11 protein-coding genes are annotated in these 12,177 nt (G+C 67.8%); 9 read left to right on the top strand and 2 right to left on the bottom strand.

Going from position 1 to position 12,177, the window contains the following annotated elements; all coding sequences use genetic code 11:
- Positions 1-491: 491 nt before the first annotated feature.
- Positions 492-1,655 (bottom strand): citrate/2-methylcitrate synthase, encoded by a 1,164-nt coding sequence (locus tag BM345_RS29140; protein WP_093387243.1) that lies wholly within the window; start codon positions 1,653-1,655, stop codon positions 492-494.
- Positions 1,656-1,765: 110 nt separating this feature from the next.
- Here BM345_RS29140 and BM345_RS29135 point away from each other — a divergent pair, with 110 nt between their 5' ends.
- From BM345_RS29135 to BM345_RS29110, 6 genes are all read left to right on the top strand, one after another.
- On the top strand, positions 1,766-2,719 hold the full coding sequence (locus tag BM345_RS29135; protein ID WP_093387241.1) for a 2-hydroxyacid dehydrogenase: 954 nt from the start codon (positions 1,766-1,768) through the stop codon (positions 2,717-2,719).
- A gap of 56 nt (positions 2,720-2,775) precedes the next feature.
- Entirely contained in the window at positions 2,776-3,750 is a 975-nt protein-coding gene (locus BM345_RS29130) for a Bug family tripartite tricarboxylate transporter substrate binding protein (protein WP_254790053.1), read from the top strand.
- Between the two features lie 36 nt (positions 3,751-3,786).
- On the top strand, positions 3,787-4,530 hold the full coding sequence (locus tag BM345_RS29125; RefSeq protein ID WP_093387235.1) for a fumarylacetoacetate hydrolase family protein: 744 nt from the start codon (positions 3,787-3,789) through the stop codon (positions 4,528-4,530).
- Positions 4,527-5,294, top strand: coding sequence for an SDR family oxidoreductase (locus BM345_RS29120; protein WP_093387233.1), 768 nt, complete (start codon positions 4,527-4,529; stop codon positions 5,292-5,294). The genes BM345_RS29125 and BM345_RS29120 overlap by 4 nt, the downstream gene beginning before the upstream one ends.
- 80 nt (positions 5,295-5,374) lie before the next feature.
- Entirely contained in the window at positions 5,375-6,352 is a 978-nt protein-coding gene (locus tag BM345_RS29115) for a Bug family tripartite tricarboxylate transporter substrate binding protein (protein ID WP_093387230.1), read from the top strand.
- Positions 6,353-6,588: 236 nt separating this feature from the next.
- A complete protein-coding gene (locus BM345_RS29110; RefSeq protein WP_093387228.1) occupies positions 6,589-7,596 on the top strand; it encodes a Bug family tripartite tricarboxylate transporter substrate binding protein in 1,008 nt (335 codons plus the stop codon).
- Between the two features lie 39 nt (positions 7,597-7,635).
- Here the strand turns inward: BM345_RS29110 and BM345_RS29105 are convergent, their stop codons facing one another.
- A complete protein-coding gene (locus tag BM345_RS29105; RefSeq protein WP_093387224.1) occupies positions 7,636-8,634 on the bottom strand; it encodes a LacI family DNA-binding transcriptional regulator in 999 nt (332 codons plus the stop codon).
- A gap of 324 nt (positions 8,635-8,958) precedes the next feature.
- Here BM345_RS29105 and BM345_RS29100 point away from each other — a divergent pair, with 324 nt between their 5' ends.
- The 3 genes from BM345_RS29100 to BM345_RS29090 form a co-directional block, all read left to right on the top strand.
- Positions 8,959-9,918 carry a Bug family tripartite tricarboxylate transporter substrate binding protein gene (locus BM345_RS29100; protein ID WP_093387222.1) on the top strand — a complete coding sequence of 320 codons (960 nt, stop codon included), beginning with the start codon at positions 8,959-8,961 and terminating at the stop codon, positions 9,916-9,918.
- Positions 9,919-9,966: 48 nt separating this feature from the next.
- Positions 9,967-11,118, top strand: a complete 1,152-nt coding sequence (locus BM345_RS29095; RefSeq protein WP_093387219.1) for an L-talarate/galactarate dehydratase — start codon at positions 9,967-9,969, stop codon at positions 11,116-11,118.
- A 31-nt stretch (positions 11,119-11,149) separates the two neighbouring features.
- Positions 11,150-12,177, top strand: a 1,028-nt coding sequence (locus BM345_RS29090) for a UxaA family hydrolase (RefSeq protein WP_175545212.1), incomplete at its 3' end; no start/stop codon positions are given.

Here is a 12,177-nt window from a genome sequence, read left to right as displayed (position 1 = left end):
AAGAACTTATCCACACCGTGAGCCACCAGGCTCGCAAAGAGGGTGGGTCAATATTGGATGGAAATGCCGGGTCAGGATTGCATGGAACTCAACACACTGGCGTTCATTGCGCTTGCGAGCACTCTGCCTGCCGCCGTTGAAAGATGCAACTGAAAACGAAGGCGCTGCAGCGGCAAGCATGCCGCCGATCCGCCGGATGGCGCCGGGGTGCAGTGGACGGAGGAACTCAAAAGGACTTTCGGACGTAGATCCAGGCTTCCGTCGAGCTGTAGTTCAATCCGACCGAATTGCCTTGGTCTTGAATCAGCACGACTGTTTGGCATGCCCCATGAAGCAGCAGTGCTGTCCCAACATGCTCAGCCGAAGGATCACGCGCAGCTTGCCCTTTAGGAACGCCAAGCAGTCGAACGCCGACCGCAACAATTGAGACCGCACACGCTTCAATGCGGCTGTTGCTGAATCAAGCCACTTGCCAGAGCCTTGCCCCGACCCTAAGGGCGCGCGGTCTGCGCGACGTCAGGCGCCTGCCCCACATAGCGGCCACGTGGCCGGATCACTTGTTTCACGCCCAGTTGTTCCAGGCTGTGCGCCAGCAGGCCAACGCTGCGCGCCGTCGCAAAGAGGCCGAAGGCCGCATCGGTCGGCAACTGGTAGCTCGCCACAAGCGCCGCAAGGGCCACGTCGATGTTCGGCTGCAAGCCGGTGAGCTCGGCCACTTTCCGGATGAAGCGTGAGATGACCTTCGGCGGCTCGAACAATGCCAGCAACGCGGCGGCGCGCGGATCGCCGTCCGGATAGAGGTGGTGGCCGAAGCCGGCCAAGGGCATCGCGGTGGACAGGTAGTAGGAAACCACCTGGTCCTCCCCCAAGCGCTCCACCTCATCGAAGAGGGCCTGCACGCGCCCGGAAGCATCCCCGTGCAGGGGACCCGACAGGGTCGTCAATCCGGCCAGCACGCATGCGGGCAGCGACGCACCGGTGGAGGCCGCTATGCGCGCAGCGAACGCAGAACTGGTCAGTTCGTGATCGGCCAGTAGCACCATCGCCGTTCGCAGCAGTTCGGCCACCTCCCGCGGCAAGCTCCAGCCTTGCGCGAAGCGCAGGTGCAGAGCTTCGCTCCCGGGCTTCGCGCCGAAGGAAGTCGCCAATTGCCCCACCAGCGCCTGCCCCTCCGTGTGCAGCACGCGGGTGAGGCGCCCGTGCGTGGAGTGCCCGCTGGCCGCGAGGCCGGCCAGCGCCGTGAAAGCGGCAGCGCGCCCGGGCTTGGGCGAGCGGGTCGACTTGGGCGAAGAGAAGTCCACCGGCTGCTCGGCTGCCCACAGCAGCCGCGCCGCCTCTTCGAGGCTGGCAGAGCCCGCCAGGCGCACCGCGTCCTGGCCGCGGTAGTACACACGCCCGCGATAGAACGACGACAGGGCGGTCGGAATGCTGGGCTCCGCGCCAAACAGCGTGTTGGTCGCCAAGGTCTCGTGCTTGCGGCCGGCCTGCTTGCGCCTGGCCAGTGCGGCAACGTCCTCGGCGCGGTACAGGCTGCGGCGCGTGTCGACCGGGTCGGTCATGACTTCCAGCTTGCCGCGGCTGACGTAGGCGTAGACGGTCTGGGGTTGCACCCCGAGGAGGCGGCACGCCTCGTCCATCGAAATCCAGGAGGCCATGGCGGGTCGGTCAAGCAAGTTTTATATATTGATTTTATACGTCAAGATTGCTTGTTTAATCAACCTATATCTACCATCGACCCATTCCCAAACGCCTACCTGCCGACTCCATGAAACCGCGCGTCCTGCAACTCAACCCCATCCTGGTGCCCGAGATCAACGACGAGCTGGCCTCGCTGTATGACGTCCACAAGCTCTTCGAGATGCCCGATCCACAGGGCTGGCTTCGGGAACATGGCGCGTCCATCGACGCGGCGATCACAGGCGGTCACACGGGAATCACCCGGGCCATGCTGGAACAGTTGCCTCAACTCAAGGTCGTGGCAGTCAACGGCGTCGGAACCGATGCGGTCGACCTGGCCTACTGCGCAAGCCGTGCCCTCCCCGTGACCGCGACGCTCGGCGCGCTCACCGAGGACGTCGCCGACCTGGCCATCGGCCTGCTCATCGCGGCCTGCCGCAACCTGTGCGCCGGCGACCGCTTCGTGCGCGAGGGACAGTGGGAGCGCTTTCCCAACCCGAGCGCCATTCCCCTGGCCCGCCGCTTCAGCGGCATGCGCGTGGGCATCGTCGGCATGGGCCGCGTGGGCCGTGCCGTCGCGGTGCGCGCGGCGGCCTTCGGCTGCCCGATCAGCTACACCGACCTGCGGGCGATGGACGACGTGCCCCATCGCTTCGTGCCCGAGCTCATCGAGCTCGCACGCGAATGCGATGCGCTGGTGCTCTGCGCGGCGGCGGACAAGGCCGAAGGCATCGTCGATGCGGCCGTCATCGAGGCGCTCGGGCCACGGGGCTTCCTGGTCAACGTGGCGCGCGGCCGCCTGGTGCGCGAGGACGACCTGACCGAAGCGCTGGCCGCCGGCCGCATCGCGGGTGCGGGCCTGGACGTGTTCGTCGACGAGCCCCGCGTGCCGCAGGCCTTGCGCGAGTCCGGCCGCGCCACGCTGCAGGCCCACCGCGCCAGCGCGACATGGGAGACCCGCGCCGCCATGGGGCGAATGGTGCTCGACAGCCTGGCCCAGGCGATGGCCGGCCAGCGGCCGGCGATGAGCCTGACCACCTGAGCCTCACGCGCTGCGACGCCCTCGCCTCGTTCCACAACAATCAACGGAGACACACCTTGCCCATCCAACGCTTCGCCATTGCCGCGGCCATCGCCCTGCTTGCGACGGCCCCTGCGCCCAGCATCGCGCAAACCTACCCGGCAAGGCCGGTGACCCTGGTCGTGCCCTTCCCGCCCGGCGGCGGAACCGACACGGGTGCCCGCGTGATCGCCGAACAACTCGGCAAGCGCTGGGGGCAGCCGGTGGTCGTGGACAACAAAGGAGGCGCGGCCGGCCAGATCGGGGCGGACCACGTCGCCAAGGCCAAGCCCGATGGCTACACCCTGCTGCTGGGCAACATCGGCACGCAGGCCATCAACCCGTCCCTGTACGCCAAGCTCCCCTACGACCCGGACACCGCGTTCGCGCCGGTGTCGCTGGTGGCCGAGCTGCCGCTGGCCATGATGGTCAACCCCTCGTTGCCGGCGAAGACACCGGCCGAGTTCATCGCCCTGGCCAGGTCCAAGCCGGGACAGCTCACCTACAGCAGTTCGGGTGCCGGCGGCGCCCCGCATCTGGTGACCGAGATGTTCAAGGACCAGACCGGCACCTTCGTCGTGCACGCGCCCTACCGGGGCGGCGGCCCTGCCATCGCCGACCTCATCGCGGGCCACGTGCAGCTGTCCTTCATGACGCTGCTGGAGGCATCGGGCCACGTCAAGGCCGGCAAGCTGCGCGCGCTGGCGGTGACCGGCGACAAGCGCGTGCCCGCGCTGCCCGATGTGCCCACCCTCTCCGAGACGGTGCTTCCGGGCTTCGACGCGATCTCCTGGATCGGCCTGCTGGCGCCAGCGGGCACGCCCAAGGACATCGTGGACAAGATCGCGGCGGACGTGCGCGCCGTGCTGGCGGACGACGCGGTGAAGGCGCGCATCGTGGCCCTGGGCGGTGTGCCCCGCGCCACGACGCCGCAGGAATTCGCCAAGCTGATCGCCAACGACCGTCAGCGCTACGCGCAGGTCATCCGCAGCCGCAAGATCACGGTCGACTGAACCCCGGCCACGCAGTCAGGTGGAGCAAGGCAAGCCATGACGGACTCCGTGATTCCGGCACCCACGCCCGCCAGCCTGCCGGTCACGGGCACGACGGCGGTCTTCCCCGTAGGCCGCGTGTTCTGCATCGGCCGCAACTACCGATGGGACCGGCAAGACACGGCAAGCCCGGTGGACATGCCGCCCTGGTTCATGAAACCCGCCAATGCCGTCGTGCCAGCGCAGGGTGAACTGCCCTACCCGCCCGGCACGAGCGACTTCTGCCACGAGGTCGAGCTGGTCGTGGCCATTGGCCGCGGCGGCAGCGACATCGACCCGGCGCAGGTGGAGGCGGGGCACATCTGGGGCTATGCCGCGGGACTGGACCTGACGCGGCGCGACCTGCAGCAGCAGGCCAAGCGCGCGGGCAATCCGTGGGAGGCCGCCAAGGCCTTCGACCATTCGGCGCCCTGCACGCCGCTCGTGCCCGCCCAGGTGTGCGGACACCCGCGGCAGGGCGAGGTGTGGCTGGCGGTCAACGGCACCGAGCGCCAGCGCGGCGACCTGTCGGAACTCCTGTGGCCGGTGCGCGAGCTGGTGGCCATGCTGTCGCGCTCGGTCGCGCTTCAGCCGGGCGACCTGGTCTTCACCGGCACACCTTCGGGCGTTGGCCCGCTGCAGCCGGGCGACGTCGTCAGCGGCGCGGTGGCGGACATCGGCCGCTTCTCCATGACCGTGTGCAGTCCGCCGGAGCCAGCGTGGCGCAGCGCTTCCGCATCCATGACAGGAGTCTCATCGTGAACACAAGCACATCCCACAAGGGCATCGCCCTGGTCACCGGCGCGGGCAGCGGCATCGGCCGCGCCGTGGCCCTGGCCCTTCGGGAAGACGGCTGGAGCGTGGTGCTCGCCGGACGCCGAGCCGAGCCGCTGCAGGCGCTCGCCGCGCAGGCCGAGGCGCACGGCCAGATGGCAATGGCCGTGCCTACCGACGTCACGTCCCCCGAAAGCGTGGAAGCGCTCTTCGCCACCATCGAGCAGCGCTTCGGCCGCCTGGACCTGCTGTTCAACAACGCCGGCGTGAACGCGCCGGCGGTGCCGATGGACGAGCTGCCGCTGGACAAGTGGCTCAGCGTGATCAACACCAACGTCACCGGCGTGTTCCTTTGCGCACGCGCGGCTTTCGGGCTGATGCGGCGGCAGTCGCCGCAGGGCGGGCGCATCATCAACAACGGCTCGGTGTCGGCCCACACGCCGCGGCCCTTCACCGCGCCCTACACCGCCAGCAAGCACGCGGTGAGCGGGCTGACCAAGTCGATCGCGCTGGACGGCCGCGCCTTCAACATCGTGGCCAGCCAGGTCGACATCGGCAACGCGCTGACGGAGTTGTCCGAGCGCATGACGCGCGGCGTCCTGCAGGCCAACGGCAGCACCGCGCCCGAGCCCATGATGGACGCACGGCACGTGGCCGATGCCGTGCGCCACATCGCCGCCCTGCCGCTGGGCGCCAACGTGCTCAACATGACGGTCATGGCCAGCGCCATGCCCTTCGTCGGCCGCGGCTGAGCAACGCGGCAAGCCGATCCACGCCGGGCGCCCCGCGGCGCCTCATGGCGACCCACCACCATCAGCAAGAGGAGACAAGCATGCAAACCACATCCCTGTTCAGGACCCTGGCCGTCTCGGCCTGCCTGGCCACGCTGCCGGCCCTGGCGCCGGCGCAGCAGGCCTACCCGAGCCGCCCCATCAAGATCATCGTGCCGGCCCCGCCGGGTGGCGCCATCGACCTCATCGCCCGCGTCGTCGGCGACAAGCTGGCCACCTCGATGGGGCAGCCGGTGGTGGTGGACAACCGGCCCGGCGCCTCCAACAACCTGGGCACCGACGTGCTCGCCAAGTCGCCGGCCGACGGCTACACCATCGGCATCGTGGGTGGCAGCCACAACATCAACAAGTACCTGTTCAAGAACCTGGGCTGGGACCCGGAGAAGAGCTTCGAGCCCATCGTCTACACGCACGTGGTGCCGCTGGTTTTCGCCATCAATCCGCAGATTCCGGCCAAGACGCTGCCGGAGTTCGTGGGCTGGATGAAAGCCAACCCCGACAAGGCCAAGGTGGCGACGTCGGGCCGCGGCAGCGCGCAGGAAATGGCGGCCGAGATGTTCCGCATGGCCAGCAAGACCGACATGCTGCTGGTGCCCTACAAGGGCTCTTCCGCCGCGCATCCGGACCTGCTGGGCGGACGCACCGCGCTGTACATCGACACCCTCAGCGCGATCCTGCCGCAGGTGAAGGGCGGCAACGTGCGCGCGGTCGCGGTGTCGACCCTCAAGCGCAGCGCCGCCCTGCCGGACGTGCCGACCGCGGACGAACAGGGCCTGAAGGGCTACGACGCCAACACCAACGGCGGCTTCCTCGCGCCTGCCGGCACGCCCAAGCCGATCGTTGCCAAGCTCAATGCCGAGATCAACGCGGCCCTGAAGCTGCCGGAAGTGCGCTCCAAGCTCGAGGCCGCCGGCATCGAGGTGCAAGGCGGCACGCCGCAGGAGTACGCGGCGCTGATCAAGTCAGACCTCGCGAAATGGGGCAAGGTGGTCAAGGAGGCGGGCATCGAAGCCGAGTAGAGGCACGAGCCCTCGGGGTCGGGGCGCAGCTCCGAGGGTTGGCGCCGGCCCCGCCGCCCTTCGGCAATGAGCTTTGGGTCGCGGGAAAACCCTCCTCTCCAAGCCTTGCCCGCCGCAAATGACAACGATACCATTCACGAGAAGCAGAGGCAGCCTGGGCCGCGAGCATGAGCTGAGCCGCTCGAAGCCTTCAAATTTGCCCTCGACGGTGATAACGTTACCAATTTGGAGATGACATGAGAGTCCTGACCCGCCGCAGCCAGTTAACACTTGCCTTGGCCGTCGCGGCCACCACCCTGTGCGCAGCGATGAATGCAGGCGCCGCAGAGCCCGGCGCCGCCTACTTCGCCGGGAAGACCGTCAAGATCATCGTGCCCAATCCGGCCGGCGGCACCTCCGACATCCTGGCGCGCATCCTGGCGCCCAAGCTGGCCGAGTCGCTCGGCGCCACCGTGCTCGTGGACAACAAGGCGGGCGCAACCGGCAACCTCGGATCTGACTTCGTCGCGAAGTCCGCACCCGACGGCCTGACGCTACTGCTCAACGACATCGGCTCGCTGGCGATCGCGCCCAGCGTGTTCCCCACGCTGCCCTTCGATCCGGTCAAGGACTTCGCGCCGGTGGGCCTCGTCGCTTACTCGCCCCACATCCTGGCGGCGAACCCGGCGCTGCCTGCCAAGGACGTGAAGGAGCTGATCGCAATGGCCAAGGCGAAGCCCAACTCGATCAACTTCGCCATCTCGGGCACGGGCGGCGCGAACCACCTGGCAGGCATCGACTTCGCCATGCGCACCGGCATCGTCTGGACCTACATCCCGTACAAGGGCGGATCGCAGGCCATCAATGACGTGATGGCCGGCCAGGCAGACCTGCTCTTCAACGGCATGGTCGCGACCTACCCGATGGTCAAGGCAGGCAAGCTCAAGGCGCTCGCCATCTCGAGTGCGAAGCGCTTCCCCGGTGCCCCGGAGATCCCGACCGTCGCCGAATCGGCCGGGCTCGCCGGATTCGAGACCGGATCGTTCCAGGGCATCGTGGCTCCGGCAGGCACGCCTGCGCCGGTGGTCGCCACCATCCACGGCGCCGTCGAGAAGATCCTTGCCGCGCCCGACATGCAAAAGCGCCTGCAGGAACTGGGCGCCGAGTACCGTCCGGGCACGTCGGCTCAGTTCGGCGAATTCATCAAGACGGAGAAGGCCCGATGGGCCAAGGTCGTCAAGGAGTCGGGCGCCAAGTTCGAGTAGGGTCGAGCCCCCACCTCGCCGCACCCGTGCGGCCGACGCTCAGGTCGTCTGCCGCTCGATCAGCCGGAAGCCCACGTCGACGATGGGCTGCGACACCGCCTCGCCTCGGCAGCGGTCGATGATCAGGCGCGCGGCAAGGCGCCCGATCTCGGGTCCGTCGACGTGGACGGTGGAGATCGACGGCACGGTGTGCGCGCTGAAATCCGCATTGCCGAAGCCGCAGATCGCCAGGTCCTGGGGCACGCGCAATCCGCGCGCCAATGCCTCGACCAGGACGCCCTGGGCCAGTTGATCCGAACTGCAGCACACGGCCTGCAGCTTCGGATCCATCTCCAGCAGCTCTCCCAGTGCCTTGCGGCCCAGTTCCAGCGAGCTTGGCGCAGGCACCAGGGCCGTCGGTACCTTGCGTCCCAGCGTGGTCTCGAAGCCATCGCGACGCATGCGGGCGCGATGGTCGTCGCCACTGGCAATGCCGATGTGCTTCCAGCCCTTGCCGAGGAAGTACCCGCCCAGCGCGCCCCCGACCTTGATGTGTGAGAAGCCCACCAGCATGTCGATGGGCCGCTCGCTCAGGTCCCAGGTCTCCACGACCGGGATCCTGGACTGGCGAAGCCTGTCGCGCGCCTTCTGCGACTGGACCAGGCCGGTGACGACGATGCCGTCGGGCTGGCGCCCGATCATGGTGTTGAGCACCTGCTCTTCCACGTCGGCGTCGTAGTTGGTCTGCCCGAGGATGAGCTGGTAGCCGGCCGCCGCCAGCTCACCGGTCAAGGTCTGCACCGTCGGCAGGAACTGCGACACGGCCAGCGCGGGGACGATGCCAGCCACCATCAGGCTGCGCTTGGACTTGAGACCGCCGGCCAGCAGGTTGGGGATGTAGCCCGTGGCGTCGACCGCTTCGCGGACCTTGGCGATGGTCTTCTCGGAGACGACGCCAGGATTGCTCAGGGCCCGTGATGCCGTGATGAGCGACACCCCCGCTGCTTTTGCGACGTCGTGCAGCGTGGCGGCTTTGGTGGCGGGAGACATGTTGTTCATTGTTTTGAAGCCTCGGGGAGCGGAACGGCAACCAAGGCTGCGGTCCATGACAACGATAGCAAATTGTCTGTGTGTGCGAGCGCAGATTCCGATGCGCGTCTGCCTCTAGTAGAACAGTTGAATCTTCCGCACTCGGGAAGACCCTGCCCCGCCGATGTTGACTATGAAAATGACAACGCTATCATACGCCATGCGCTGAGGCTTGGCTGTGAGGGTTGTGATCGTGGCCACGTGCTCGGGCTAGTCAACAGGCGGGTTCGGCCCGCTGAAAATGATAACGTTATCAATCGGTGGCGCCAACTGCGCCGAACATTGGAGACACCCATGAAGAAACTGCTGGCATCCATCGCAATCGGCGCCGCCGTCCTGGGCGCCCACGCCCAGACCTGGCCGGACAAGTCCGTCACGCTCGTCGTGCCCTTCCCGCCGGGCGGCTCGACCGACCAGGTGGCACGCGCCGTCGGGCCGAAGCTCACGGAGAAGTTCAAGCAGTCCTTCCTCGTGGACAACAAGGCCGGCGCCACCGGGACCATCGGCGCCACCTTCGTGAAGCGTGCGCCGGCCGACGGCTACACCTTCCTGGTGACCTCGCTGGGCCCGCTCGTGATCGTTCCGCACCTGGTCAAGGGCCTGCAGTACGACCCGCTGAAGGACTTCGACCTCATCACGGTGGCCGTGGCCTCGCCCAACGTGCTCGTGGTGCCGGCGAACTCGCCGCACAAGAGCGTCGCGGACGTCATCGCCTTCCAGAAAGCCAACCCGGGCAAGATGAGCTTCGCCTCGGCGGGCAACGGGTCCAGCGACCATCTCACGGCGGAGCTGTTCTGGCAGCAGACCGGCACCAAGGGTATCCACGTGCCCTACAAGGGTGGCGCGCCTGCGCACACCGACCTGATGGGCGGCCAGGTGGACGCCTCCTTCCAGAACATCAACTCGGTGGCCCAGTACATCAAGGGCGGCAAGATGCGCGCCCTGGCCATCACCAGCCCCAAGCGTTCGCCCATCCTGCCGGACGTGCCGACATTGGCAGAGGCCGGCGTCAAGAACGTGGAAGTGGCCTCCTGGCAGGCCGTGGTCGCACCCAAGGGCCTGCCGCCGGCGCTGCGCGACAAGGCGAACGCCGCATTCGTCGAAGCGCTCAACGATCCCGCCGTGAAGGACCAGTTCACCTCCATCGGCTTCGAGATGGTCTCAAACACCCCCGCCCAGTTCGCCGAGTTCCAGAAGAAGGAATACGCGAGGTGGAAGCAGGTGGTCGAGACCGGAAAGATCACGATCGACTGACCCGGCCACCCGCCCCTAGCCCCGCCCAACCAACCGCTCCCGACGCCCATGACCGCCATCGCCTCCAGCCCCTCCAACGACAGCATCGCCTGGATGCGGATCTCCTCGTGCTACCTGCCGCTGGCCACGCCGATCAGCGATGCGAAGGTGCTGACCGGCCGGCAGAAGCCGATGACCGAGATCGCGATGCTCTTCGTCGAGATCGAGAGCAAGGACGGCCACAGGGGCCTGGGCCTGAGCTACTCCAAGCGGGCCGGCGGACCCGGGCAGTTCGCGCACGCGAAGGAGATCGCCCCGGTGCTGATCGGCGAGGACCCCAGCGACATCTCGAAGCTGTGGACCAAGCTGTGCTGGGCCGGCGCGTCGGTGGGGCGCAGCGGCATGTCGACGCAGGCCATCGGCGCCTTCGACGTCGCGCTGTACGACCTCAAGGCGCGCCGCGCGGGGCTGTCGCTGTCCAAGCTGCTGGGCTCGCAGCGCGACTCGGTCCAGTGCTACAACACCTCGGGCGGTTTCCTTCACACCCCCATCGAGCAACTGCTCGTCAACGCGGCCGCCTCCCGCGAGCGCGGCATCGGCGGTATCAAGCTCAAGGTGGGGCAACCCGATGGCAAGCTGGACATCCAGCGCGTGGAAGCCGTTCGCAAGCGCCTGGGCGATCATGCGCCGCTGATGGTCGATGCCAACCAGCAGTGGGACCGCCCGACCGCGCAGCGCATGTGCCGCATCTTCGAGCAGTTCAACCTGGTGTGGATCGAGGAGCCGCTCGACGCCTACGACAACGAAGGCCATGCAGCGCTGGCCGCGACCTTCGACACGCCGATTGCCACCGGTGAGATGCTCACCAGCGTGGCCGAACACGGCGAGCTCATCCGCCATCGCGCAGCCGACTACCTGATGCCCGATGCGCCACGCGTCGGCGGCATCACGCCCTTCCTGAAGATCGCCGGCCAGGCCGAGCAGGCCGGCCTGATGCTGGGCCCGCACTTCGCGATGGAGCTGCACGTGCACCTGGGCGCCATCTACCAGACCGAGCCCTGGGTGGAACACTTCGACTGGCTGGAGCCCCTGTTCAACGAGCGGCTCGAAATCAAGGACGGCCGGATGATCGTGCCGACCCGCCCCGGCCTGGGCCTGAGCCTGAGCGAGCAGGCGCGCGCTTGGACCCGCGAGATCGTCGAGGTCGGCAAGCGCGCCTGAACGAATTCCCGCAGCCTTTGAAGAACTGATCATGGACCCGCAAGCCGCCCGCCCCCCGCTGTTCATCACCATGCACGAGCGCGACAACGTCGCGATCGTGGCCAACGACGGCGGCCTGCCGCCGGGCACCGTCTTCCCTTCGGGCCTCGTGCTGCGCGAGAAGGTGCCGCAGGCGCACAAGGTGGCGCTGGTGGACATTCCCGAGGGCGGCGAGGTTCGCCGCTACGACGTGCCGATCGGCTACGCCCTCAAGCCCATTCCCGCGGGCAGCTGGGTGCACGAGCGCCTGCTGCAGATGCCCGCCGCGCGCGAACTGCAAGGCCTGCCCATCGCCACCGTCAAGCCGCCGGCTGCCGCGCCCCTGGAAGGCTTCAGCTTCGAGGGCTACCGCAACCCCGACGGCACGGTGGGCACGCGCAACATCCTGGCCATCACCCAGACCGTGCAATGCGTGGCCGGCGTCACCGACTTCGCGGTTCAACGGATCAAGAAGGAGCTGCTGCCCAAGTACCCGCATGTGGACGACGTGGTGGCCCTGGAGCACAGCTACGGCTGCGGCGTGGCCATCGACGCGCCCGACGCCATCATTCCCATCCGCACCCTGCGCAACATCAGCCTGAACCCCAACTTCGGTGGCGAGGTGATGGTGGTGAGCCTGGGCTGCGAGAAGCTGCAGCCCGAACGCCTGCTGCCCCCCGGCACCATCCCGCTGGTGGACGAGCGCAACGTGGCCGACATCGGCGCCTCGGCCGAGAACAAGCTCGACGTGGTCTGCCTGCAGGACGAGGCGCACGTGGGCTTCATGTCCATGATCGACTCGGTCATGCGCCAGGCCGAGGAACACCTGGAGCGCCTGAACGCCCGCCGGCGCGAGACCGTGCCCGCCAGCGAACTGGTGGTGGGCGTGCAGTGCGGCGGCAGCGACGCCTTCTCGGGCGTCACCGCCAACCCGGCGGTGGGCTTCTGCACCGACCTGCTGGTGCGCGCGGGCGCCACCGTGATGTTCTCCGAAGTGACCGAGGTGCGCGACGGCATCGACCAGCTCACCTCGCGCGCGAC

Origin of the sequence: Variovorax sp. OV329 (assembly GCF_900114785.1) — a bacterium.
Classification (GTDB): Bacteria; Pseudomonadota; Gammaproteobacteria; order Burkholderiales; family Burkholderiaceae_C; genus Variovorax.
Note: the sequence above shows the minus strand (reverse complement) of the source record. Positions and strands in the feature narration are given on the sequence as shown.